We start from the raw sequence: 24,078 nt of genomic DNA, 5'->3' as shown, positions 1-24,078 counted from the left end.
ATTCGTATTGAGAAGCCCAAGTGCGGCTAAACGACGACCCCCAATTGCATCCCCCAGGTCCCGAATATAGCAAGCAGAGATGGCTGGACCCGCCGAGCTTCAGCTAGCACGCGCTCATAGAGCCGCATATGCCTGCGAACATAGGTTTCAAGCGAGTAGCTTTCTACAACGCGGCGTCTTGCACGCAGGCCGCGGGCGGCGCGCTCGTCGGGAGAAGCCTGACAAAGGCGGCCGAGCACAGCGGCAAGTGCCTCTGCATTGCTTGGTGGTGCAGTCAGATCGGCATCGCCGACGAGTTCCGCACAATCACCGACATCTGTGGTGATCGCTGGCACGCCGGACGCCATCGCTTCGAGGATCGCAAGCGAGAATGCTTCGCCCCAAGCGGATGAGGATGCATAGATGTCCAGGCCAGCGACAATCTCGCTGACGTCCGCCTGTGGCCCCAAGATGCTGACCCGGTCACTGATCCCCAGCGTCGCGGATTCCTCCATCACAATCCCATTCTCATGGTCAGCGCCTACGAACAGCAAGTGGATGTCCAGCCCCTGACGCACCAGGATGTGGCCTGCCCTCACTAAAGTCCGGTGATCCTTCATCGGGTGGGCACGCGCTACATTGCCGATGACGAGGCAATTCTCCCCGAGACCAAGGGTCGCTTTCAGTTTGTCGCGAGCGCCGGCCCGCGGCCGAAAGATGCTGCAATCAACGCCATTGGGGATGATGACCCGCTTCTCCGGATCATAGCCCAGCTTCTCGTGCTGTTCCGCCGAGACTCTTGAGCAGTAGACGATGGCAGCGGTCGATTTGGACATGATTGCTGACATGCGGATGAGCGCCTGAGTCATACCGTTTTCATTATGGATGTCCGCAAGCGAGTGGTGGACGCTCCAGATCACCGGCGGCTTCGACGACAGCAATGCCCCAACGGAACCCGCCATGTTGCCGTGATACATCCATCCATGCACCAGGCTTGGTTGCATTCGACCGAAGACTTGCCTTAAACCGCTGATGGCTCGCCATGAGGGAAGCGTGCGCGCCATTGCGAGGCTAGCGACCGGCACATGCAGCGCGAGCAGGTCCCGGTGCAGAGCCCCTGGCGTCATCAAAGACAGCACCGACAACTCGAAGGGACCACCGACCAGGTTGCGGATATATCGAACCAGCATATGCTCGGCGCCACCGATATTGAGGCCGGTGATGCAGTTGAGAACGGCTAGCTTTTCCCAATCACCATTCTCGCCGGAATGCATAAAACTCATGGTATGACCTACTTGAACTTCCCTCCGTGAATAAAGCGCCTTCGGAAGGGCAAGCTGAGTCAGGAAATACCGAACTTCCCGGCACACGACGCACAGCTTATTTGGCCGGTAGCAAGCTTAAAGGCGTCTCTCCTTCATGCTGCCCATGCCGCCGCTGCAACCAGGCCGAGATGCACCCCTCCATAGCCTCAGGGCCGTTCGATCCATGGTCGGTGCGGGCATAGTCACTTTCGCGTGCATCTACGGTTCGCTACTGGCACTCGGCTCAGGAAATCTCGAGCGGCAAGATGCTTTCCCCGGCGCCCAGGGGTTCGGAAGGAGTGCCCAGGGCGGGCGCTCAGGCAGCATCATCTACGTCGACAACCTGAACGATGCCGGACCGGGCAGCCTGCGCGCTTGCATCGAAGCTTCTGGTGCCAGGACCTGCGTTTTCCGGGTCAGCGGTATAATCGAGCTTCATTCCTCGCTGGTGGTCGAACGCGAGGGAGGGTTCCTCTCGGTGCTCGGTCAAACGGCGCCCGGCGACGGCATTCTCATAACGGTCCGGGAGCGTCCGGGCACCGTTCACCTCACGCCCTTGGTCATCAAAAACACGCATGACGTCATCGTTCGCCATCTCCGTTTGCGCCCCCAAATCGGAAACGGAAGACCGAATGTCGACGGGGTCACGATTGAGAACAGCCTGCGTGTGTATCTCGACCATATCTCCACATCATGGGCAACCGATGAAAATATCAACGCGCATGGCGACACGACCGACCTGACGATTGCCTATTCCATCTTCGGCCAGGGACTGCGAAACCATAGCAAATGCGCGCTGCTTGGTTCTGACCCGACCGCGCCGCAACGCATTTCCTTCTGGCGAAATGCCTGCATATCGAACGGAGATCGCAACCCCGATAGCAACCACTACGCCGGGTCCTGTATCGAAATCACGAATAACGTGTTCTTCAACGCCCGTTCCGAATGGAGCGAAATCTTCACTCAATTTCCGGGCGGCACGCCGGTGATTTTAAGAGACAACGTGTTCAAGGCAGGGCCGAGCACGAACGAGATTACATTTGCAATCAAATGGCATAGAGATGCGAGTGTGGCCTCACCTGTGATCTTTGAACGCGGGAATAGAATCATCGCCCATCACGACACCAGGCCCGTACTGGTGGCTCCGGACACACGACAATGGATCACCAACACTCCCTCCTGCGAGGCCGCAGCGCCGAGCATCGGTTCGGCATTCGCGGCTTACACAGAGGTTCGCCAAGGAGCGGGCGCATTTCCGCGAGACGAAGTCGACCGGGAATTCATGGGACAAATGGGAGGCTTAAGTAGCCCCGGACACGGTGCGATCACCTCCGAACCCGGCCGCTTGCCAAGAATGAGATCGGCCCGGCCCTATTCTGACAGCGATAGGGATGGTATGGCCGATGGCCTTGAGCCCTCGCTAGGCGCGGTCGTCGGCCGGTTCGATCCGTGGCTGGATGGCAATTCCGATGGCTGGACCAATCTCGATGAGTTTACGCAATGGCTCTCGCATGAGCGAATCGAAGGCCGCTATCCGCGCTAGCCGCGCTCTGGCGCAGGGTCGAATACGACGCTAGCGAGTAGGTAAAGCTGCCTCCAACTCCACACGCGCCGCTCGAAATCCTCAGCGCTGGGCCCATACCAGCGGATCATGCCGCGCCTCCACCCTTGAGCGGTACAACATTTCAGGCTCTGAAGAATAGTCTGGGTGCTTCGTCGCGATATGGCGCTCCATATTGGTGAAGTGCCGGTTGCAGCACGGGCATGGACCGGCCTCGGCGCGATTTTCGAGTCGCGGCGAAGCTTATCCTCGGTAGACTCGCTATTGACGCGCCCGTGCCCGTTGGACAGTACCAGGTTTTTCGATCCCTGACGCAGGCACTCATCCTAAAACGCTTGCGGCACATAATAGACGATGCCGCACTCAGGACAGATCTTCTCGGCGCAGCAATGCGGTTGATCGTGAGGGTCCTGCCGCACCTCCGGGCGGGAGGGCTGGAGAACGGTCTGTGAACAGGCTCACCATGCACTGTGTCAAATGGTGTGCTAATCGACGGCTCATATTCCGGCGCTGTTCTGCTTTTGCAGCAAGAACCGGCAAGGACCGCAATCGAGAAACGAGCAAAATGCGCGGACCGCTTGCCTTTCCTGCTGCCCTCCGCTATACGCGGCGGCGGGACACCCCTCCCCAACGAGGGGCTGCTATCTGGAAGGGTGGCTGCACATGGCAGACATGATGAAACCGGCGCAGCGGCCGGTGAACCCGCTGTTTTCTTCCGGCCCCTGCGCCAAGATCCCCGGCTGGACTCCCGAACTCCTCAACTCCGCTTTTCTCGGCCGTTCCCATCGCGCCAAGGACGGTAAGGCACGGCTGAAACGCGCCATCGACCTTACCCGCGAAGTGTTGGAGGTGCCAGACACGCACCGCATCGGCATCGTGCCGGCCTCCGATACCGGTGCTGTCGAGATGGCGCTGTGGACCATGCTCGGCGCGCGCGGTGTCGACCTCTTGGCCTGGGAAAGCTTTGGCGAGGGCTGGGTCACGGACGTTGTGAAGCAGCTCAAGCTGGCCGATGCCCGCGTGCTCAAGGCGGAATACGGCGCTCTGCCCGACCTCACTGCCGTTGATTTCACGAGGGATGTGGTGTTCACCTGGAACGGCACCACTTCCGGCGTGCGCGTGCCTGATGCGGATTGGATTCCGGCCGATCGCCGAGGCCTCACCATTTGCGATGCCACCTCGGCCGCCTTTGCCCAGCGGCTCGATTTTGCCAAGCTCGATGTGGTGACCTTCTCCTGGCAGAAGGCATTGGGCGGGGAAGCGGCTCACGGGATGCTGATTCTGGGCCCCCGTGCCATCGAGCGGCTGGAGAGCTATAGCCCGGCCTGGCCGCTGCCGAAGATCTTCCGGCTGACCAAGGGCGGCAAGCTCATCGCCGGCATTTTCGAGGGCGAGACCATCAACACGCCCTCCATGCTGTGCGTCGAGGATTACATAAGGGCGCTGCAATGGGCCCAGGCGATTGGCGGCCTCGATGCCCTGATCGCACGGGCAGATGCCAATGCCAAGGTCATTGCCGACTGGGTGGCGCGCACGCCGTGGATCGACCATCTCGCTCGGGATCCTGCCACGCGCTCGAACACGTCCGTCTGCTTGAAGCTGTCCGATCAGGCGATTGCCGGCCTCTCGGCGGAGGAGCAGGCGGCTATCCCAAAGGCCATAGCCGCCACTCTCGACAGGGAAGGGGCAGCGTTCGACATTGGCGCCTATCGCGACGCGCCGCCGGGCCTGCGCATCTGGTGCGGTGCCACGGTGGAAACGAGCGACCTCGAGACGCTGCTCCCGTGGCTCGATTGGGCCTACCAGCAGGTAAAGGCGGCGCGGCGCGCGGCCTGAGCTTCATCTTTCCTCATTTTTTCTCTTCAGGAGGCTCGCATGGCCCCTCGTGTACTCATTGCGGACAAGCTGTCCGATCGCGCCGTCGAAATCTTCCGTGAGCGCGGCATCGAAACCGACGTGCAGGTCGGGCTCGACCGCGACCAGCTGATCGCGATCATCGGAGACTATGACGGGCTGGCAGTGCGGTCCGCCACCAAAGTCACCGTCAAAGTGCTGGAAGCAGCCCACAATCTGAAGGTGATCGGGCGCGCCGGCATCGGCGTCGACAATATCGACGTGCCGGCGGCTACGGCCAAGGGCGTGATCGTGATGAATACGCCGCATGGCAACGCCATCACCACCGCCGAGCATGCCATTGCGCTGATGATGGCGCTGGCCCGCCAAATCCCTGAGGCCAATGCCTCGACCCAGGCGGGCAAATGGGAGAAGTCGCGGTTCATGGGCGTAGAGCTGACCAGCAAGGTGCTGGGCATCATCGGCTGCGGCAATATCGGCTCGATCGTGGCCGACCGGGCCATTGGCCTGCATATGAAGGTGATCGCCTATGATCCGTTCCTGTCGGAGGAACGGGCGGTGGATCTCGGCGTGGAAAAGGTGGAGCTGGACGAGTTGCTCCGCCGGGCCGATATCATCACCCTGCATACCCCGCTGACCGACAAAACCCGCGGGATCATCGATGCTGCCGCCCTGGCCAAAACGCGCAAGGGCGTGCGCATCATCAATTGCGCGCGCGGCGGGCTGGTGGTCGAGGCGGATCTCAAGGCAGCGCTGGAGAGCGGCCATGTTGCGGGGGCGGCGCTGGACGTGTTCGAGGAAGAACCTGCCAAGGCCAACCCGCTGTTCGGCATGCCCAACGTGGTGTGCACGCCCCATCTCGGCGCGTCCACCGCCGAAGCGCAGGAGAATGTGGCGCTGCAGGTGGCGGAGCAGATGTCGGACTATCTGCTCTATGGCGCCGTGTCGAACGCGGTGAACATGCCCTCGATCACCGCCGAGGAGGCGCCGCGGCTGAAGCCCTTCGTGCGTTTGGCCGAGCAGCTCGGCTCGTTCGCGGGGCAGCTGACCGAGACGAGCCTCAAGTCCATCCGCATCGAATATGCGGGCGATGTGGCGGAGATGAATGTCCGAGCGCTGACCAGCGCGCTGCTTGCGGGGCTGTTCCGCCCCATGCTGTCGGACGTGAACATGGTGAACGCGCCGCTCATCGCGCGCGAGCGGGGCATCGCGGTGGACGAGGTGCTGCAGACCCAGCGCGGGACGTTCGAGAACTATATCCGCCTGACCGTGGTCACCGAGCGGCAGGAACGTTCAGTGGCCGGCACGGTCTTCTCCGACGGCAAGCCACGCATCATCCAGATCAAGGGCATCAACATGGAGGCGGAACTCGGCCGCCACATGCTCTATGTGACCAACGAGGACAAGCCCGGCTTCATCGGGGCGCTGGGCACGCTGCTCGGCTCGTCCGGCATCAATATCGCCACGTTCCATCTCGGCCGCGAGGGGCCGGGCCGGCAGGCAATCGCGCTGGTGGAGATCGACGAGGCTTTGCCGACCGACGTGCTGGCCAAGGTGGCAGCGCTGCCCCATGTGCGCCAAGCCAAGCCACTAGCGTTTTGAGCAAATCCTCCCCGCAATGCGGGGAGGGATGCTTTCAACTGAATCTAATCGTTGGTGGCTCTGGATGCCGGCTCAAGGCCGGCATGACGGGTTGTTATTTTCAACCGTTTACGTCGTCAACGCGGGGAGGGAGAGACCTACTTCACATAGCGCAGCTCCAGCGCGCCGACGCCCAGGGCGACGTTTGCGCCCGTCTGGATCGAGGCGCTGAACGGCTGCAGGGTGAAGGAGCGGCTGCCGCCGCCCACCAGCGCATTGGCGCCCACGCCGCCGCCCACTGTGGCTTCGCCGGTGATGCCGGCATAGGTGCCGGCGAGCGCTCCGCGCTTGAAGCGGGGGGTGGGTGCGAACACCACCCATTTTACATAGGCTTTCTTGGTGGTGCCGATATCAATGCCGAATTTGCGGAATGTGCCGCGATAATATTCCTTGCGGCCGTTGCCGACGAAATCGCAGGCGACGGCCTTGTCCGAACCCAGAATGAAGCCGGTGCCGCCCGCCACCGTGCAGGTCAGCACGCCCACCTTCACGCCGCCGGCCTGAGCGGGGCTGGTGAAGGCGGCCAATGCCAGGCTCGTCGCGACGACCGCGCTGCTCACGAAACGCATAATCCAAACCTCCAGCATTCAATTGGGAACGAGGGTTATACCGCGCCATTTCGGCGGAGCAATCGGCCGCAAGCGCGTCGAAAGGATGGCGATCACGGCGCAGGCCGATCCTGCTTTGTCTTGGGTGGTTCCTCGCGATAGGGAATACGTGCCCGCCGGTCGGTATCGTAGAGTTCGCCGCCGTAGTTGCGATTATACTGCTTGGCGGCGTCAATGCGAGGCTGATAGTCCCAGGGAGTGATCTGGCCGGTCAGCAAAGCCTGCTGCACGAGCAGGCGCGCGCGTTGCGAAGCAACCACCCGTTCGCGCAGGGCGGCGCTATCCCAACGGCGGGCGGCTTCCCCGGCGAACTCCGCTGCGAGCGCCTGATGGGCCGGATCGGACGCCAGGTTGGCGAGCTCGTGCGGATCAGATTCGGTGTCGAAGAGCTGGGGCGGGTCGTTTTCGGCCGTGACGTATTTGAACCGGCCGCGCTTGATCATGAAGACCGGCTCGGTGGTGCCTTCCGCGAAATACTCGCCGATCACGGTGTCGCTCCAGCCTTGCGCACTGCCCTGCGCAAGAGGCATGAGGCTGCTGCCGTCTATCGGCCCGGCGAGGGCAGGGGCTTGTGGGCCCGCCAGATCAAGCAAGGTGGGGAGCAGGTCGACAAGCGACGCGTTCTGGGAGACTCTCCGTGGGCGGAGCGCGCCGGGCCAGTGCATGATCAGAGGCACGCGGATAGAACGCTCATAGAACACCATCTTGAACCACAAGCCCCGCTCGCCGAGCATGTCGCCATGGTCGGCGGTGACCATGACCACGGTGTTCTCGGCAAGGCCGAGCTGGCGCAGCGGCGCGAGGATACGGCCGACGAGGTCATCCGCATAGGAGGTCATGGCATAGTAGCCATGACGCGCGGCGCGGATGTGCTCGTCGGTCACCTCATATTCGCCGCGGTCGTAAAGCTGCCACATGCGCCGGCTGAACGGATCGCGCTGCTCCACGGGGATATAGGAAACCGCCGGCATGTCGATATCGTCGCCGCGGTACAGGTCCCAAAACTTGCGTGGCGCGAGATAGGGATCATGCGGGTGCATGTAGGAGACGGTGAGCATGAACGGCCGCCGGTCTCGCGCGCGTGCCGCGTCATAGAGCCAGCGCTCCGCCTGCCAGGCCACCTCCTCGTCATAGTCGATTTCCAGCGTGCGGTCGTAGGGTCCTGCCTCGATCACGCTCAGCATGTTGTGGAACCACCAATGGATGCGGGCCGGATCATCCCAGGTGGGGGTCCATCCGTAGTCGCCGGGATAAACATCCGTGGTCACCCTTTCCTCGAAGCCGTGCAGCTGGTCCGGTCCCACAAAATGCATCTTGCCGGAGAGGCAGGTGCGGTAGCCGGCCAAGCGCAGGTAATGGGCAAAGGTGGGTATGGCCGCGGGGAAGTCCGAGGCGTTGTCGAAGGCCTGAATACGGCTGTTGTGCTGCCCGGCCATCATCGAGAAGCGGGAGGGACCGCAAAGGGCGGAGTTGCAATAGAAATTCTCGAACACCACGCCGTCGTCGGCGAGGGCCGACATATTGGGCGTGCGGACAAGCTTATGTCCGTAGACCGGCAGCGATTGCGGGCTCATCTGATCGAGCATAATCAGCACGATGTTCGGCTGCACGGGTTACCCTCCCTCACATCCCAGGTGGTATGGGCTTGTATATACATTATGGTCTTGGCGTCGACGTCTGCCTCACGCGACCGACGCGGGCGAGGACAATATCGGCATGATGGTCGAGATCCGGGCTTGGGGTGCTCGGACAATCGCGCTATAGACCCCCCGTTTGCTGGCTGAAACGAGGACGCACCGGTATGGCCAATGTGGTCGTGGTCGGCGCCCAATGGGGCGACGAGGGCAAAGGCAAGATCGTGGACTGGCTCTCCGAACGCGCCAATGTGGTGGTGCGCTTCCAGGGCGGCCATAATGCCGGCCATACCCTGGTTATCGACGGCAAGACCTACAAGCTGTCATTGCTGCCGTCGGGCATCGTGCGCCCTGGCAAGCTCTCGGTGGTCGGTAACGGCGTGGTGGTGGATCCGTGGGCCCTGTGCGACGAGATCGAGCGCCTGCGTGGCCAAGGGGTCGAGGTCTCGCGCGACAACCTGCGGATTGCGGAGAACGCGGTGCTGATCCTGCCGCTGCACCGGGAGCTCGACGCCATCCGCGAAGAGGCGGCGGGCGCGGGACAGATCGGCACGACGCGGCGCGGCATCGGGCCGGCCTATGAGGACAAGGTGGGGCGGCGCGCCATCCGGGTGATGGATCTGCAGGACGTGGATGCGCTCGGGGCCAAGATCGAGCGGTTGCTTGCCCATCACAATGCGCTCCGTCGCGGGCTTGGCGCGCCGGAAATCGATTCGGCCGCACTGCATGCGGAACTGTGCGCGGTGGCGCCGAAGGTGCTGCCGTTCATGGATGCGGTGTGGTTGCTGCTGGATGCGGAGCGCCGTTCCGGCCACCGCATCCTGTTCGAGGGCGCCCAGGGCGCGCTTCTGGACATCGACCACGGCACCTATCCGTTCGTCACCTCGTCCAATGTCGTGGCGGGGCAGGCCGCCACCGGCTCTGGGCTTGGGCCAGGCGCGATCGGCTATGTGCTCGGCATTGCCAAAGCTTATACGACGCGTGTTGGTGCCGGGCCGTTCCCGACCGAGCAGACCAATGCGATCGGCGAGCGGCTGGGCGAGCGCGGACGGGAGTTCGGCACGGTGACGGGGCGCAAGCGGCGCTGTGGCTGGTTCGATGCCGCGCTCGTGCGCCAGACGGTGAAGACCAGCGGCATCAATGGCATCGCGCTCACCAAGCTCGACGTGCTCGACGGGTTCGACACATTGCAGATCTGTATCGGCTATATGCTCGATGGCGAGCGGGTCGACCATCTGCCGGCGAGCCAAGCGGCGCAGATGCGCGTGCAGCCGGTCTACGAGACGGTGGAGGGGTGGTCGGAATCGACCCATGGCGCACGCAGCTGGGCCGATCTGCCGGCCCAGGCGGTGAAATATGTCCGCCACATCGAGGAGCTGATCGAGTGTCCGGTGGCGCTGCTCTCCACCAGCCCCGAACGCGACGATACCATTCTCATGCACGACCCGTTCGAGGATTGACCCCCCCAATTTGCAGATGGACGACGCGCGGCCCTTGCGCGCGGCGCCGATATCCCGCACAGTGAAGACGCGTTCCGAGGGGTGCGCCGCAAGGCGCTGAGATGCTCGGAGGGCCCCACAAGCCTTCCACAAAGCGAACCCTTCGAACCTGATCCGGGTCATGCCGGCGAAGGGACTGGAACCTGTTCTTGCTTTCCTCCAGCTCCGCCTCCGTTTCCCGGATCTCCTTCAAGCCTGAGGAGATCTGCCATGAACAAGCCTGCAAAGATTAAAGATTTCAGCATTCCGAAAGTGACCACCGGGCCGCTGCCGGCGAGCAGCAAAACTCACGTCTCGCCCGCGGCCGCGCCGGACCTGCGGGTCCCCTTCCGGGAGATCAGCCTGCATCCGAGCGCCGGCGAGCCGCCGCTGCGGGTCTATGATACCTCCGGCCCTTACACTGATGCGAGCGTGACCATCGACGTGCAGAAGGGGCTGGCGCGCACCCGCACGGCCTGGGTGCGCGAGCGCGGCGGCATCGAGGCCTATGACGGCCGGATGGTCAAGCCCGAAGACAACGGCAATGTGGGGGGCAAACACCTGGCCCAGGCCTTCCCGATCAGCCATCGGCCCCTGCGTGGTGATGGCTCGCGGCCGCTGACCCAGCTGCAATGTGCCCGCGCGGGAATCATCACCAAGGAGATGATCTATGTGGCCGCCCGCGAGAATCTCGGGCGCGAGCAGGCGTTGGCCGGTGCTGCGCAAAGTATCGCCGATGGCGAATCGTTCGGGGCGGCGATCCCCCAGTTCGTCACGCCGGAATTCGTGCGCGACGAGATCGCGCGCGGGCGCGCCATCATTCCGTCCAACATCAACCACCCCGAGCTCGAGCCGATGATCATCGGCCGCAATTTCCTGGTGAAGATCAACGCCAATATCGGCAATTCGGCGGTGACCTCCTCCGTGGAGGAGGAGGTGGAGAAGATGGTCTGGGCGATCCGCTGGGGGGCGGACACGGTGATGGACCTGTCCACCGGCCGCAATATCCACAACACGCGCGAGTGGATCATCCGCAACAGCCCGGTGCCGATCGGCACCGTGCCGATCTATCAGGCGCTGCAAAAGGTGGGCGGTGATCCGGTGAAGCTCGACTGGCCGGTCTATCGCGACACGCTGATCGAGCAATGCGAGCAGGGGGTGGACTATTTCACCATCCATGCGGGTGTGCGGCTGGGCTATATCCACCTAACCGCCAACCGGGTGACGGGCATTGTCAGCCGCGGCGGCTCGATCATGGCCAAGTGGTGCCTGGCGCATCACAAGGAGAGCTTCCTCTACGAGCATTTCGACGAGATCTGCGATCTCATGGCGAAATATGACGTGTCGTTCTCCCTGGGCGACGGGCTGCGTCCGGGCTCGATCGCGGACGCCAACGATGCGGCGCAGTTCGCCGAATTGGAGACGCTTGGGGAGCTTACGAAGATCGCTTGGGACAAGGGCTGTCAGGTGATGATCGAGGGCCCGGGCCATGTGCCCATGCACAAGATCAAGGTGAATATGGAGAAGCAGCTGCGCGAGTGCGGCGAGGCACCATTCTACACCCTGGGGCCGCTGACGACCGATATCGCGCCGGGCTATGACCACATCACCTCGGCCATCGGGGCGGCGATGATCGGCTGGTTCGGCACGGCCATGCTGTGCTACGTCACGCCGAAGGAACATCTCGGCCTGCCCAACCGGGACGACGTGAAGGAAGGGGTGATCACCTACAAGATCGCGGCCCATGCGGCCGACTTGGCGAAGGGCCACCCGGCAGCGCAGGCGTGGGACGATGCCATGTCGCGGGCGCGGTTCAGCTTCCGCTGGGAAGATCAGTTCAACCTGTCACTCGATCCGGAACGGGCCTTGGCCTTTCACGACGAGACCTTGCCCAAGGAAGCCCATAAAGTTGCACATTTCTGCTCGATGTGTGGCCCTAAGTTCTGCTCGATGAAAATCACCCAGGACGTGCGCGATTATGCAGCCAAGCTGAACGATCAGACCTTCGGCATGGCCGAAATGTCCCGGAAATTCATGGAGATGGGGGCCGAGGTCTATGTGCCGCGGCCGGATGAGCCCTCCGCCTGAGGGCTTGGGCGCAAACAAATATGCGAGGCGGCGCGGGTCTCTCGCGCCGCCTTTTCTTTTGGGCGATGGCTGCTGCTCTCCTTCTGATCGTGGCCGGTAGAATTCGGGCACAATTTTGCCTTTAATCATTCAATATATCGTCATGGTGGGCCGATACCGCAGCGCAAACCATTCAAAGAGATTGATGCTGTTGATTCGCAGTTTTTGATCAGTTCAGACGATATTACTCCTGATTCACTTTGGAGAATTGCTTATGTTGCTGCGGGATTCGGGGCGCACTGTACTGTCGCGCGCTCATAAATCAGAATTTTTACTTTCGGCCGGGGTTGCTGTGGCTGCTCTCGTGGCCACTGCTTCGGCGGCTTTTGCTCAGGAACCTCCTCGCGCGCCGGTGCCGTGGGAGCAGGGCGCCGTGATGCGCCAGGCCGCGGATCCGCAGGATAGAGCGGGCTTGTCTCACAGGCCAAGTGAGCAGGCGCCTCAGACGTTATCGCTCGCCGTGCCCGGCCCTGAAAATGTAGTGCTGAGCGGGGGCAAGGGTAATGCCATTTGCGATCTCGTGCCCCGCAAGAAATCAGGCGGGACAGCGCAAGATCCGGCAATGGTCTGCAAGGGCACCGACAGAGCGGGTGAAGGTCTGTACTTTGCCACAGTCGGTCAGCCCGGGGGCAGTGTCCTGCTAGGGGGGAAATACGGGTGGACGGATCCCGAGACAGGAAAGAGGAGAACCCTTGGGGAGGCGGCCACGTCCATCGGCGTCTGGTCGGAGGCGCCCGGCATCGGCGCGACCGCGGTGGGCAATTCTGCCAAGGCCCATGCGATGGGCGCGACCGCCATCGGCAAGGAAGCGCGGGCCATGGAGGACCGCTCAGTCGCCATCGGCTATGCCGCTGAGGCAACCGGCGGCGGCGGTGTGGCAATAGGTGGAAGAGATCCCAACGCCGCTGTGGGTGCTGGCGCAAGGGCCCATGGACCCGGCGCTATCGCTATCGGGGCCTATTCTTACAGCAAGGCAAGAGACGCAAACGCGGTTGGCCGAGACGCTCACGCCTACTGGGAGGAGTCAGTCGCCTTCGGTGCGGGTGCGGTTGCCGGAACGGAAAGCGGCCTTTTCAAGACCGACAAAGGACTGTCCGAGCGTGGTCGGGGGGCCATGGCGCTGGGGACGAACAGCAAGGCACTGGCGCCATTCTCTGTTGCGATTGGCTATGGCGCAGAGGCGACGGCAAAATACCAGGTCGTGCTCGGCACGAAGAACCACTCCTATGTCATGCCTGGATTGGGCCATGACAACTGGCAGAATATTTCGCCGGATCAGATCCGCGAGTGGAAAGGCGCGTTCGTCACCACCGACGGTGACGGCAAGCTCTCGGCCACCAGCTATGACGGACTGCTGACACGCGTAAAGCGTGATCTCGGCAGTGTTGTCGCACCGTCGGGCGGAGCGGGCGAGACCGACGCTCAGGCCTATTTCAAGCGCATAGAAGAAGCCACAAAAACGGTCGCGGATCACGCGGCGGACGCTCGGCGACGCATCAACCAAGAGGCGGAGAGATTTATTACGAGTTCGAGCGAGTCGAGAGAGGCGCTCAGGAAATCATCCGTCGATGAAAGTAACAGATTTGTAGAATACGTTTCGAACAAAGAGAAATATGTCGAGCAGCATGCGGAGCACACGAAGAGGCAGATCGATCGTCTCTATGATGGTGTGTCCGAGAAAGTGGAACATGTAAAAAGCGAGGCGGACAGCCTTCTCAACGACTTGAAAAATCGAGTGCCTTCATCTGGCGCTAGCGGGGAGCCGGGAGGTCAGGATGGGATCGGTTCTGCGCAGTTGGCCGAGCTGCAGACCAGCCTGCATACTCAGGGCGGGCAGATCGTCGAGCTGCAAGCGAAAACGGGTGAATTGCGGACTGATGTCGATCAGCAGAAGGAGCAGCTGCGGGCGGTCAGCAAGGAAGCGAATGGACGCGTCCAGAGTGTTACAAAGGCGATGACCGGTCTGCGGACTGAGCTGGCTGCTCAGAACGATGCGACAGCCCAACGGTTTGCGAAGGTTGACGAGACGGCGACCGGTCTCAGGACTGATCTAGACACCCATAAGAGCGACACGGCTCAGCGGTTCGAAATGGTCGGTAAGACGACTGCGGCTCTGCAGGATGGGCTGGACAGCCAGAAGACTGAACTGAATGAGCATAGGTCGGCAACCGCTCAGCGGTTCGACCGAGTGGAGAGCGATCTGAGCGATCACCAGGTCAAAACCGCCGAGCAGTTCAGCGAGGTCAACAAGGCGACGTCCAGTCTGAAAGAGGGACTTGAGACCCAGAGTGGGCAGATCACCGGTCTGCAGGCCGGCCTCAAAACTCAAGGCAGGCAGATCGCCGACCTGCGGACCAAGACTGGCGAGCTCGAGGTCGGTTTGGTGGCCCAGGGCGGCCAGATCAACGAGCTGCAGAAGAAGACCGCTGTGATCGAAGTCGATAACGACGGGCGCCGCGTTGCTCTTGGCCGCAAGGATGGGAGCACTTTTCAGGCGCGGGGCCTCGGGAACACGAAGCCGGCCGGCAACAGGGAGGATTACAAGGTGGTGGTCGTCGGGGATGGTGACTATCTCGGGTCGCTCACTCCGCAGGACTACAACGATCTGTTCCTATCCGGTCATTTCAGCCAGGTGAATCAGCGGATGGATGCACTCGAGAGCGGCTTCGGCTCGTTGAATGCCAGGATGGAACAGTTCGACCACCGAATGGACGAGGCCGAGGAAGGCATTGCCATGGCTCTCGCCCTCGCGGGTCCTCTGCCGGATTTCGAGAAGGTGGCGTTCTCAGCCAACCTCGGCGGTTTTGGCGGCAAGCAGGCCATGGCATTCGCCGCGGGTATGCGCCTCGCTCCCAATGTGATCGTATCGACCGGTCTGGGTGTCGGATTGAACAAGGGCACGATCGGCTACCGCTTTGGCGTCTCCTGGGCGCTTTAGAGCGGGATGACTTATCTTTGGATCCGGTGCCGGACTGTTTGTGCGCAGTCCGGCATTTTCGACCGGTCTGACGCCGACATTTTTTCACCGCAATGCAACCTTATGGCGAGTTCGTGCCTTGAGGTTGTAAAATGCGTACATTGCGTAGAAAAACTGCTGCCGTTGCCCGTGCCGGCGTAGCGCTCTCCCTGTTGCTGGTTCCGACGGCAGAGCCAGTGGCCGCCTCCCCGACGGTCACAGCGGCGGCGAGCGGCTTGGATCAGCCGCAGCGCCCTCCGGCCAGCGGCGAAATCCTCGCTCTTATCCGCGCGACCTTGATCGCGGTGGACCAGGCGAACCGCACCGGGAACTATACGGTCCTCCGGCAGCTCGCCTCGCAGCACTTCCAAGATGCCAACTCAGCGGAGCAGCTAGCGGAGATCTTCAAGGGCTGGCGGCTCAGCGGCATGAATCTGACGGCCCTGACCAACAGCCCCATATCCTTCTCGCGGGCGCCGGTCGTCGACCGGAAAGGGCGGCTGAGTTTGGCCGGCACGCTGACGGGCCAAACGGTTCAGGTGAGCTTCGAGCTGGCCTTCAATTATGAGGCGGACCGTGGATGGGCGCTCTATGAAATCAAGCTGACTGCCAGCCCGGCAACGCCCGAACGGGCCACTTCAGCGCAACCAGCTCGGGGCCAGGCGGTCGAACCGGCTGGTGCTCCGGCGATAACGCCACCTGACATCACGGAATTTCCGGTGCCGCGGCGCTGGCCGGGTCCGCGCAGCGGGCGGTAGACAGCGATTGCGCGGCAAAGGCGCCGCACTCAAGCCTCCAGCCTGGTGACGAACCAGCTGATCAGCTTGTCCCAGATTGCGTCCTTCTCGGCGAGATCTTCGATACCGTGGTTGAGGTCCGGGTTATCGTTCACCTCGATGATGTAGAGGCCGTGTTCCGTCTGCTTGAGATCGACGCCATACAGGCCGTCGCCGATCAGCCGCGCTGCCGCCACAGCTGTCTTCATGACCGCCTCCGGCACCTCGCTCACCGGAAATGACTTGAACTTGCCTTCGTCCGGCGCCTTTCCCGGCTCGTGCTTGACGATCTGCCAGTGGTGGGGTGCCATCATGTACTGGCAGGCGAAGAGCGGCTCGCCGCCGAGTACGCCGATGCGCCAGTCAAAGGCGGTCGGCACGTATTCCTGGGCGATGAGCAGATCGGATTCCTCAAGCAGGCTCTTGATCTTCTCACGCAAGGCGTCAGGGCTCTCGGTCTTGAACACGCCTCGGCTGAACGACCCATCCGGTATTTTCAAGACCACGGGCCAACCGAGCTGGTCCGGCAACTCATCCGCCTGGCGGATGTTCTGCACGATCACTGTCTTCGGGGTCGGCAGCTTGTGCGCGGTCAACAGCTCCGCCAAATAAACCTTGTTGGTGCAGCGGATCATGGACTGCGGATCGTCGATGACCGGCATACCTTCCTGCTGGGCCCGTCTGGCGAAGCGGTAGGTGTGGTTGTCGATCGAGGTGGTCTCGCGAATGAACAGGGCGTCGAACTCTGCAAGCCGGTCAAGGTCGCCTTTGGTAATCGGTGCCACCTCCACCCCGTGCTTCTCCGCCACCTTCGCGAAATACTTGAGCGAGGTCTCCTTGGAGGGGGCCAGCCGCTCCTGCGGATCATACAGCACGGCCAGGGCATATTTCGCCGGCACGCGGGTCTTGGCCTCCCGCCAGGCGCGCCGGGTATAGGCATCCAGTGCCTGCCGGAGGAAGTCGTTCTCGTTACCTTTGAGGGTGCTTGCCGACTCCAAGCCGATCTTCTTTATCCGCTTCGGGGTGGGCTGGCCGTTCTGCTCCAGCTGGACCCGCAGAATGGGGGCGCGAAACCAGTCGAACAGCAGCCGTCCGAAGGCGCTGAGGTTCTGATCCACCGTCAGGCCGAAACAGACCAGGATTTCGTCCGGAACAGTTCTGGGTCCGCCGTGCCCGTTGCTTTTTTCCATACAGCGATTGAGCGTGTCCTCCAGCTCAGGGAGCGCGTGCTTGTAGAGCGTTTTCTTGGACAGCTCCACCATGGTCTCGACGGACGGTATGATGCGATGTCCGCGCGCTTCCGCCAGCAACGAACAATAATAGCCGGTGGCTTGATAGGAGTAGTTGCGCGCGAGATTGATGATCTTCGGCTTCATTTCGCCGAAGAGATTGGGCCGGGAAAGATAATCCCGCGAGGTCATCACCTTGTGCGGCGTGTCGGCATTGGCGAAGTCGCGGTTCTGGTCGACGAGAATTAGCCAGCTCATCTGTGCTCGACAGGCTCCACGATCACGGCTGCCCTTAGGCGCGACTTGCCATAAACACTCATTCGCTCGAACTCCTTGACCGGAATCGCCACGGCCGCCTTGGAGGCTGGAATTTCATAGCTCTCGGGGTCGACCCAGGGATCGTGGGCGAAAACGTAGCTGTCATCGCAGTCATAGGCCAGGATCCAGTGGGGCGAGCGCTCATGATACATGCGATAGGCGCTAACCAGCACGATCACGCAGGCCCCACGCTTCAGCGCTTCGCGAAGCTCCGTCATGCTCAGCGGCCGATAATGCACCGGCACGCCCAAGGCGCGAGCTTGCTCCTGAAACTCTTCCTGGACGGTTATCATGACGTCGCGCTTCCATTGCGAGCGCACGCCGTCCAGGAACAACGGTCCGGTGTTGCTGACATAAACAGCCGTCTTCAGTCCCATGCAGGCGAGCGTAACGGCCATGCCCAAAGGCTCGCATCCACCCGGGCCGGAGGTCATGAAGATGGTGGTGGACTGCCGCCACAGCCCGATCTCGAAGCGCTTGCTGAACTCGACAGGGGCGCCGGCACCCGCCAGGGCCATCATCATTGCCGCCGGGCCACACGTGAAATCGGTGCTCTGGGGATAGTAGGGCACCTGACGCACGATGGTCGGCGCGTGCGAGAGCAGCGATTTCTCGAAGCGCAAGGCATCGGAATGGTCGCCATAGTAATCAAGGAAGCGGCCGAAGGCACGATAGCCGAGGCGCTGATACAGCGCGATGGCAGCGTGGTTGTCGGGCCGGACCTCGAGGCGCATGAACAGCGCGTCGCGTTCCGTCGCGCAGGCCTCCAGCGCCCGCATCAGATGCTCACCGATCTTGCGGCCGCGCGCGAATGGCGCAACCGCAATGGAATAGACCCGGGCGACGGATGTAGTGCGTCGAAAAAGAACGATCCCATAGCCGGCCACCCTGCCATTCAACTCGGCCACCTTGACCACGGCTGAATCGGAACGCAGAAAGTCCTTGAAGCTGCGCGCGCTGATCCGGTCCGTCTCGAAGACGGCATTCTCGAGAGCGACGAGCACGGGAATATCCGAGGGTTCTGCAAGGCGCAGCGAAATAGCCGAGGGCTCGCGGCCTGACGAAGCCTGTATCGACGTCATTGCGATGCTCATCAACCGCGCTCCACGGGACCGCCAACGCAAGCCTTCTCACGTCGATGCAGCGGCCAGACTTCGCGTCCTGCACGCCGGAGGCAACTGCCGCGCCGTTCCAACCCGGATGCGCTGATATCGCGCCGTTCACGGCGGAGTTCAAGGGGCAATCCTGGATCGCCGACGAATTCTTTCCGCCAAGGTTTGGCAATGGTTGTGCGCGGGCCTCGGGCGCCGGTGGCAACACAAATTCGGCCTCGAAAAACCTCATATCGGCCGCATGGCGCCCGGAGGTTGCGCGTCCTAGGATAGATTAGCAATGGACAAGCTTTTATGACGAGCACCGAGACCCAAGAGCCAGCCGCCGTACCCTCGCTAAGAGCAATTGCGGGTTCCAAACCGTGCCAGTCCGGATCCGCCCTCGCAGCGAGCGATAAGGCGAGGAGCGTGGCCGTGACCCTGACCACCACCGAAATCGCTGATGGGTCAAGCAAGACGAGTGTTCATCTCAGCGCCTTCGCACTGGGCGAATCGAATCTGCCCGAAACGGTACAAGCCGTGATCCAAAAGATGCGTGCCTACTTTCCAGAATGCGAGACCTCGGAGTGCAAGCAAACCCAAGTCTACATTGCGTTTTCACCTCAGCGCGTTTCCGAGTCCCACGATGGGCCTATCGAAGAAATTCCGGCCGACATTGCCGGTTATTGTTGGATCAATGCCGAAGAATACTGGTCATCAGCAACCCCTATGCAAGTCGAGGCCCAGTATGGCGTTGGATGACAATTGAGCACGTCGACATGGACTGATCAGAAAATCAACTCAGATTGGCCGTAAGGCGCGTGTTTCTGCCGTCGCAGAGCATCGGGATGTTGAAGCCGAACGACGGAGAAAGCGATGGCAAGCAAGCTCGTCTTATCGACAGAGGCTGGGGTTCGGGGTGCTCGCTGCATGCTGCACTTGGCTCACAGAGAAGAGAATACCAGGGATGCGACTGGCGATCTCACTCATGGCACCCTTCGGGTTGCACGCCAAACGCAAGATGTTTCCAGCAGATCGCGTGAATATGTCAATGAAATTCGATTCTATCCCCTCAGCGAAGCGCACTCACTGAAGAAAATGTATTCAGTCTTGCGTGAGAAATATCCGGAAATTCACGATAATGAGGATTGTGGACGTGGCCATGTGAGAATAGAAATGGACTATACCACTACTCAGGCGGCTTCATACTGGTTTGGAAGTGTGCCTCCGCAGCTGGAAGACGCGTCTTGGTTGCGCGTGGATAGCTACTGTTCGTGAGGAACCGCGACTGGCGGGTGCTGGATCATCGCAAGCGCGTGCCAGTCTGCCGGCCCTACGGAATCCAGCCGGGCAGCTGCGATGCCTGCTTGATCCAACGCGCCAGGCGCTCCTCATCGAGCCGGTCGCCCTCGTGGATGTGGAAATAGCGCGTGTTCTTGTCCTTGGACTCGACCGGCGGGACCGGTTGCAGCGATGCGCCGCGGAAGAAAGCCAGCTTGATGTATTTCGTGAAGCAGTGGATGCCGAGGAACCATCCCTGGCCCTCGATCCCGTAGAGGGGCGAGTTCCATTTCACCGCCTTGCGCACGCCAGGGACGGTGCGCTCGATGAGCGCATCGAGGCGGCGCCCGATATCGCTCTTCCAGCCCGGCATGGCCGCGATATAGGCCTGCACGGGGGCGTCGCCGTCGCCCTTGGGGATCTGAGGATTCCCGCCTGTGAGGAGGACCGGTTTTTCAGCCTGGGAAGGACTCTTGCTCCCGAGGTTTAGCGCAACGGCTTCACGAATGAGGTTCTTGAGGGCTTTTTCGTTGAGCTTGTCACCCTCACGAATGTCGATGGCCCGCCTGACTTTTCCCTCGAGACTGGCGTTGAATAGGCGCGAAGGATCCTTCAGGGACGCTCCCTTGGCAAAGGTCATCTTGACGGTATTCTTGTAGGCTTCACCCGTACAGATAAGACCATTGCGAGACCAGACGGGGGTTTCCCATTTCCACTCCTCGATAATCTCCGGATCTGCTTCCTTCATGATCTCGCGTATTCTCTGGAGTGTCTTGCCTCGCCAGTCGCCAAGCTCCTGTATCCTCTCGTCAATCAATTTCGACGAGGATTCCACTTTGGCCTTCGCCGAGACGGCCTTTTCTTTAGCGCGAGACGGGCGCTTGGCCGCCTTTGCTTCAGATGGTTTGGCGGCTGCTCTGCTTGCAGGCCTCACCGGTTTCGGGGGCGTCTTGCGGGCGGCGGCAGAGGGCTTTTCGGTGCCGTTATCGGTCATTGATCCATCCCTTCGAGAGGATCTGCGCGCTTCATATCGCGGGTCGGATGTCTACCAAATGCCACCTGAGAGACAAGCCCCAAAAGAAAAAGCGCAGACCATGAATGGCCTGCGCTTCTCCGTATTTGTCGTTCGGCAGCGGGCCTGCTGCCGGTTGCGGATCTTAGGCCAGAGCGCCTGTGCCGGCCGGCGCGGCAAGCGCCGCCTGGGCCTCGTTGCGCACCGCCTTCTGCACCTTTTCAAAGGCGCGGACCTCGATCTGCCTGATCCGTTCCCGCGACACGCCGAACTCCCGAGACAGATCCTCAAGGGTCAGCGGCTCGTCGGACAGCCTGCGCGCTTCGAAGATGCGACGCTCGCGCTCATTCAGCTTGTCCATGGCGCGGGCCAGCAGCCCTTGGCGGACCGTCATCTCTTCCAGGTCAGCAAGCTTCGTTTCCTGGTTGGCCTCTTCGTCCACCAGCCAATCCTGCCACTCGCCTTCAGACTCCGCGCGCAAGGGCGCGTTCAGTGATGCATCGCCCGACAGGCGCCGATTCATGGAGATGACGTCCTCCTCCGGCACGCCGAGGCGGGTGGCGATCTCCGACACCTGATCCGGGTTGAGGTCACCTTCCTCCAGCGCCTGGATCTGGCCCTTCACCTTTCTCAGGTTAAAGAACAGCTTCTTCTGGCTGGCCGTGGTGCCCATCTTCACGAGGCTCCACGAGCGCAGGATGAACTCTTGTATCGAGGCGCGGATCCACCACATGGCATACGTAGCGAGTCGGAAGCCCTTATCGGGATCGAACCGCTTCACGGCCTGCATGAGACCGACATTGCCTTCGGAGACGATCTCGGAGACCGGCAGGCCGTAACCGCGATAGCCCATGGCGATCTTCGCCACGAGGCGCAGATGGCTGGTCACGAGCTTGTGAGCCGCCTCGCTGTCGCCGGTTTCGCGCCAGCGCTTGGCGAGCATGAACTCCTGCTCGGGCTTCAGCATCGGGAACTTGCGGATCTCCTGGAGATACCGCGACAGCCCGCCGTCGCTGGTGATGGTTGGAACCATGATCTTGCTCATTCTGTCCCCCTTTTCCGAGGGGCGGCCGGATGGCCGTTTATCCTCTGCTCTCTCTGGTTGGCCAGGATCCTACTGAGCCTATATGGCCTTGGTGAGGCATCCCACCCTTGGTTTCGCCTATAGTTACGCAAATCCCTCGCTAATGGATCAGTTCCGGGAGTGAAATTTTAGCGAGTGGGCCAAATTTGCCATGTCCGCAGGTAACGGGCTTTCGAACACCAAGTGCTGCCCGGTCACCGGGTGGTCGAAGCCAAGACGCTGGGCATGGAGAGCCTGGCGTTTTAGGCCGACCAGGGCCGATTTGGCCGGATCCGGCAGCTTGTTGGCGCGGGTGGCGAAGCCGCGCCCGTATACCACATCGCCCAGAAGCGGATGGCCGATATGAGCCATGTGCACGCGAATTTGATGGGTGCGCCCCGTTTCGAGCCTGCAGCGAAGGCACGAGACCAAGCCATCCTCGGTTGAGCCCGCAGTTTCGTAGTGGGTGATCGCGCTCCGTCCCCCTTGCCGCAGGACCGCTATCTTCTGCCGGTTGCTGTCCATGCGGCCGAGCTGGGTGCTCACCGTCCCGCGGAGTCGCGCGGGTTTTCCCCAGACCAGGGCCGTATAGACGCGCTCCAGGCGGCCGTCGCGGCCATGGGCCTGGAATTGTTCGGAGAGCGAAGCATGAGCCAGGTCCGTCTTCGCCACCACCAGAAGGCCGGTGGTGTCCTTGTCGAGGCGGTGGACGATGCCGGGCCGGCGGACGCCGCCGACGCCCGAAAGGCTGTCGCCGCAACGGGCGATCAGCGCGTTGACCAGGGTGCCGGTCCAGTTTCCGGCAGCGGGGTGCACCACAAGCCCCGCGGGCTTGTCGATCACGATGAGCTGATCATCCTCGTAGACGATGTTCAGCGGGATCGGCTCGGGCTCCGGTTCCGCCGGCACGGGTGGGGGCACTGCCAAGCTGATCCTTTCGCCGGGTTTGACCCGGTAGCGCGCCTCACCTATCTTGCAGCCGTCGGCGGTGACCCTTCCGTCCTCGATGAGGGCTTTCATGCGGGACCGGCTGATGTCGCCGAAATGGCGGGCGAGCAGCCGATCGAGGCGTTCACCCTGTTCCGCGTCGGCGACGGTGATCTCCCTGATGTCCTGGAACTCGTCTGTCATGGCCGCACAGCCGTCACATCCTTCATCGCCCGCGTCAACGGCTGGCGCTGCCCTTCCCCAGCCGGACGCGCGTAAAATAAGGATCCTGAAGGCGATCTGCATCATCCTGGGCGTCCTGATCGTGGCGGCCTTGGCCACGATCGTGCTCACCATTGTGTTCCGCGCCAGCCGCATGGCCGATCAGCCTCCTGCGCAATCCACCCCGGTCTTGCCGCAACCACCGGCGGCGGCAGGGCAGGGCGGCGTTGCGGACCGGCCGAGCCGAGCAGCCGCTCAATCGGGCGGCAGCGGGCCGGCTGCGCAGCCATTGCAGCCGCTTGTGGATGTCGACCTGCCGCCGGGTACGCGCGTGGTCCAAGCGGCGGTCTCAGATGGCTGGCTCACGCTGTTGACGGCGCCTGGAGACAACGCGGCACCTGGTGAAGTCGTCGTCGTCGACCTCCGGAACGGCAGAGTTCTGACCCGTGTCCGGCTCCGCCCGGGTGCAGCAGGAGCGGAGGGCGAATAGGGGGCCGCGCCAAACCGCCGGACAAACAATGCGCGCCGACAAGGCCTTTCCCACTTGCTTTCTCCCGGCCGAGCACGATATACGATCCGCGCGCAGGCTGGTGACCATGCCGGCACCTGCTCCCATCGTCTAGCGGTCTAGGACGTCGCCCTCTCACGGCGAAAACAGGGGTTCGAGTCCCCTTGGGAGCGCCAAATTTTCAATTAGTTGGTTTTCGATTCGTCCAATACGCGTCAAACGAGACTTGCCCGGACGGTACCGGACTAAGATACATAAAGCCGTCTGAACTGGCAGTCCGGAGAGCCATCTACACCATTTCAATTGCTCTCTCTAAGTTCTGGCCGGGACGGATATCTGCAGCGAAGCCCCGACCTTCTCACAGCCTTGCCGAACGCCCTGTCAAATGAGCCATCGAGCGTGCAGTCGCTCGTCGTTCATTCTACCTGCACCGGACAGATGCACCCCGATGTTCCTTGCGCGCTGAATTTGCAGCGGCCATAAGGTTCCAATCGGAATCAATGCCTTAG

Annotated in this window: 18 protein-coding genes, 1 tRNA gene, 1 pseudogene and 1 riboswitch; of the genes and pseudogenes, 11 read left to right on the top strand and 9 right to left on the bottom strand. The window is 61.9% G+C overall.

The window, feature by feature from the left end:
- Window positions 1-26: 26 nt before the first annotated feature.
- Window positions 27-1,262, bottom strand: a complete 1,236-nt coding sequence (locus E4P09_RS03380; protein WP_137388152.1) for a glycosyltransferase — start codon at window positions 1,260-1,262, stop codon at window positions 27-29.
- Window positions 1,263-1,467: 205 nt separating this feature from the next.
- Between E4P09_RS03380 and E4P09_RS03375 the strand changes: the two genes are divergently transcribed.
- The 3 genes from E4P09_RS03375 (at window position 1,468) to serA (ending at window position 6,300) form a co-directional block, all read left to right on the top strand.
- Window positions 1,468-2,826: a pectate lyase gene (locus tag E4P09_RS03375; protein ID WP_137388151.1), complete on the top strand. Its 1,359-nt coding sequence runs from the start codon at window positions 1,468-1,470 to the stop codon at window positions 2,824-2,826.
- Window positions 2,827-3,507: 681 nt separating this feature from the next.
- A complete protein-coding gene (locus E4P09_RS03370; protein ID WP_137388150.1) occupies window positions 3,508-4,680 on the top strand; it encodes a phosphoserine transaminase in 1,173 nt (390 codons plus the stop codon).
- A 39-nt stretch (window positions 4,681-4,719) separates the two neighbouring features.
- The gene (gene serA, locus E4P09_RS03365; RefSeq protein ID WP_137388149.1) at window positions 4,720-6,300 is read left to right on the top strand and encodes a phosphoglycerate dehydrogenase; all 1,581 of its coding nucleotides are present in this window, start codon (window positions 4,720-4,722) and stop codon (window positions 6,298-6,300) included.
- A 137-nt stretch (window positions 6,301-6,437) separates the two neighbouring features.
- Here serA and E4P09_RS03360 read toward each other — a convergent pair whose 3' ends face one another.
- Both E4P09_RS03360 and betC read right to left on the bottom strand, forming a co-directional pair.
- On the bottom strand, window positions 6,438-6,908 hold the full coding sequence (locus E4P09_RS03360; protein ID WP_137388148.1) for a DUF992 domain-containing protein: 471 nt from the start codon (window positions 6,906-6,908) through the stop codon (window positions 6,438-6,440).
- A 92-nt stretch (window positions 6,909-7,000) separates the two neighbouring features.
- Window positions 7,001-8,557: a choline-sulfatase gene (betC, locus tag E4P09_RS03355; RefSeq protein WP_205041999.1), complete on the bottom strand. Its 1,557-nt coding sequence runs from the start codon at window positions 8,555-8,557 to the stop codon at window positions 7,001-7,003.
- 191 nt (window positions 8,558-8,748) lie between these two features.
- Between betC and E4P09_RS03350 the strand changes: the two genes are divergently transcribed.
- From E4P09_RS03350 to E4P09_RS03335, 4 genes are all read left to right on the top strand, one after another.
- Window positions 8,749-10,041, top strand: coding sequence for an adenylosuccinate synthase (locus E4P09_RS03350; RefSeq protein WP_137388147.1), 1,293 nt, complete (start codon window positions 8,749-8,751; stop codon window positions 10,039-10,041).
- A gap of 67 nt (window positions 10,042-10,108) precedes the next feature.
- Window positions 10,109-10,234, top strand: a riboswitch (TPP riboswitch).
- Window positions 10,235-10,290: 56 nt separating this feature from the next.
- Window positions 10,291-12,147, top strand: a complete 1,857-nt coding sequence (thiC, locus tag E4P09_RS03345; protein WP_137388146.1) for a phosphomethylpyrimidine synthase ThiC — start codon at window positions 10,291-10,293, stop codon at window positions 12,145-12,147.
- Window positions 12,148-12,400: 253 nt separating this feature from the next.
- Entirely contained in the window at window positions 12,401-15,124 is a 2,724-nt protein-coding gene (locus E4P09_RS03340; RefSeq protein WP_137388145.1) for a YadA-like family protein, read from the top strand.
- A 215-nt stretch (window positions 15,125-15,339) separates the two neighbouring features.
- A complete protein-coding gene (locus E4P09_RS03335; protein ID WP_137388144.1) occupies window positions 15,340-15,900 on the top strand; it encodes a hypothetical protein in 561 nt (186 codons plus the stop codon).
- A 29-nt stretch (window positions 15,901-15,929) separates the two neighbouring features.
- On the opposite strand, the gene E4P09_RS03330 is transcribed toward E4P09_RS03335, so the two are convergent.
- Together E4P09_RS03330 and E4P09_RS03325 are read right to left on the bottom strand one after the other, a co-directional pair.
- A complete protein-coding gene (locus E4P09_RS03330) occupies window positions 15,930-17,405 on the bottom strand; it encodes a RimK family ATP-grasp domain-containing protein (protein ID WP_137388143.1) in 1,476 nt (491 codons plus the stop codon).
- Window positions 17,402-18,559 carry a GNAT family N-acetyltransferase/peptidase C39 family protein gene (locus E4P09_RS03325; protein WP_137388142.1) on the bottom strand — a complete coding sequence of 386 codons (1,158 nt, stop codon included), beginning with the start codon at window positions 18,557-18,559 and terminating at the stop codon, window positions 17,402-17,404. Before E4P09_RS03325 ends, E4P09_RS03330 begins: the two co-directional genes overlap by 4 nt.
- Window positions 18,560-18,991: 432 nt before the next feature.
- Between E4P09_RS03325 and E4P09_RS03320 the strand changes: the two genes are divergently transcribed.
- Window positions 18,992-19,318 (top strand): hypothetical protein, encoded by a 327-nt coding sequence (locus tag E4P09_RS03320; protein WP_137388141.1) that lies wholly within the window; start codon window positions 18,992-18,994, stop codon window positions 19,316-19,318.
- 114 nt (window positions 19,319-19,432) lie between these two features.
- Complete coding sequence (locus E4P09_RS03315) at window positions 19,433-19,834, top strand: hypothetical protein (protein WP_137388140.1); 402 nt, start codon at window positions 19,433-19,435, stop codon at window positions 19,832-19,834.
- Between the two features lie 55 nt (window positions 19,835-19,889).
- On the opposite strand, the gene E4P09_RS26430 is transcribed toward E4P09_RS03315, so the two are convergent.
- The 4 genes and pseudogenes from E4P09_RS26430 to E4P09_RS03300 all read right to left on the bottom strand — a co-directional run bounded on the left by E4P09_RS26430 (window position 19,890) and on the right by E4P09_RS03300 (window position 23,043).
- Entirely contained in the window at window positions 19,890-20,345 is a 456-nt protein-coding gene (locus E4P09_RS26430; RefSeq protein ID WP_239025083.1) for a DUF1801 domain-containing protein, read from the bottom strand.
- Window positions 20,343-20,831, bottom strand: a pseudogene (locus E4P09_RS26680) (DUF1801 domain-containing protein); the annotation flags it as partial. The gene E4P09_RS26430 and the pseudogene E4P09_RS26680, both read right to left, overlap by 3 nt.
- 163 nt (window positions 20,832-20,994) lie before the next feature.
- Window positions 20,995-21,894, bottom strand: a complete 900-nt coding sequence (gene rpoH / locus E4P09_RS03305) for an RNA polymerase sigma factor RpoH (protein WP_137388138.1) — start codon at window positions 21,892-21,894, stop codon at window positions 20,995-20,997.
- 147 nt (window positions 21,895-22,041) lie between these two features.
- Window positions 22,042-23,043, bottom strand: coding sequence for an RluA family pseudouridine synthase (locus tag E4P09_RS03300; protein WP_137388137.1), 1,002 nt, complete (start codon window positions 23,041-23,043; stop codon window positions 22,042-22,044).
- Here E4P09_RS03300 and E4P09_RS03295 point away from each other — a divergent pair.
- Window positions 23,042-23,551, top strand: a complete 510-nt coding sequence (locus tag E4P09_RS03295) for a hypothetical protein (RefSeq protein WP_137388136.1) — start codon at window positions 23,042-23,044, stop codon at window positions 23,549-23,551. The two genes, E4P09_RS03300 and E4P09_RS03295, sit on opposite strands and share 2 nt — an antisense overlap.
- A 118-nt stretch (window positions 23,552-23,669) precedes the next feature.
- Window positions 23,670-23,745: transfer RNA gene (locus E4P09_RS03290), tRNA-Glu, on the top strand.
- The last annotated feature ends 333 nt before the right edge of the window (window positions 23,746-24,078 follow it).

The organism is Rhodoligotrophos defluvii, assembly GCF_005281615.1.
GTDB lineage: Bacteria > Pseudomonadota > Alphaproteobacteria > Rhizobiales > Im1 > Rhodoligotrophos > Rhodoligotrophos defluvii.
Note: the sequence above shows the minus strand (reverse complement) of the source record. Positions and strands in the feature narration are given on the sequence as shown.

What these genes read in the sequence shown, in the direction of transcription:
- E4P09_RS03380 (WP_137388152.1), bottom strand. Translation starts at nt 1,262, where the DNA reads ATGAGTTTTATGCATTCCGGCGAGAATGGTGATTGGGAAAAGCTAGCC.
- E4P09_RS03375 (WP_137388151.1), top strand. Translation starts at nt 1,468, where the DNA reads ATGGTCGGTGCGGGCATAGTCACTTTCGCGTGCATCTACGGTTCGCTA.
- E4P09_RS03370 (WP_137388150.1), top strand. Translation starts at nt 3,508, where the DNA reads ATGGCAGACATGATGAAACCGGCGCAGCGGCCGGTGAACCCGCTGTTT.
- serA (WP_137388149.1), top strand. Translation starts at nt 4,720, where the DNA reads ATGGCCCCTCGTGTACTCATTGCGGACAAGCTGTCCGATCGCGCCGTC.
- E4P09_RS03360 (WP_137388148.1), bottom strand. Translation starts at nt 6,908, where the DNA reads ATGCGTTTCGTGAGCAGCGCGGTCGTCGCGACGAGCCTGGCATTGGCC.
- E4P09_RS03350 (WP_137388147.1), top strand. Translation starts at nt 8,749, where the DNA reads ATGGCCAATGTGGTCGTGGTCGGCGCCCAATGGGGCGACGAGGGCAAA.
- thiC (WP_137388146.1), top strand. Translation starts at nt 10,291, where the DNA reads ATGAACAAGCCTGCAAAGATTAAAGATTTCAGCATTCCGAAAGTGACC.
- E4P09_RS03340 (WP_137388145.1), top strand. Translation starts at nt 12,401, where the DNA reads ATGTTGCTGCGGGATTCGGGGCGCACTGTACTGTCGCGCGCTCATAAA.
- E4P09_RS03330 (WP_137388143.1), bottom strand. Translation starts at nt 17,405, where the DNA reads ATGAGCTGGCTAATTCTCGTCGACCAGAACCGCGACTTCGCCAATGCC.
- E4P09_RS03325 (WP_137388142.1), bottom strand. Translation starts at nt 18,559, where the DNA reads ATGAGCATCGCAATGACGTCGATACAGGCTTCGTCAGGCCGCGAGCCC.
- E4P09_RS03315 (WP_137388140.1), top strand. Translation starts at nt 19,433, where the DNA reads ATGGCAAGCAAGCTCGTCTTATCGACAGAGGCTGGGGTTCGGGGTGCT.
- rpoH (WP_137388138.1), bottom strand. Translation starts at nt 21,894, where the DNA reads ATGAGCAAGATCATGGTTCCAACCATCACCAGCGACGGCGGGCTGTCG.
- E4P09_RS03295 (WP_137388136.1), top strand. Translation starts at nt 23,042, where the DNA reads ATGGCCGCACAGCCGTCACATCCTTCATCGCCCGCGTCAACGGCTGGC.
- E4P09_RS03300 (WP_137388137.1), bottom strand. Translation starts at nt 23,043, where the DNA reads ATGACAGACGAGTTCCAGGACATCAGGGAGATCACCGTCGCCGACGCG.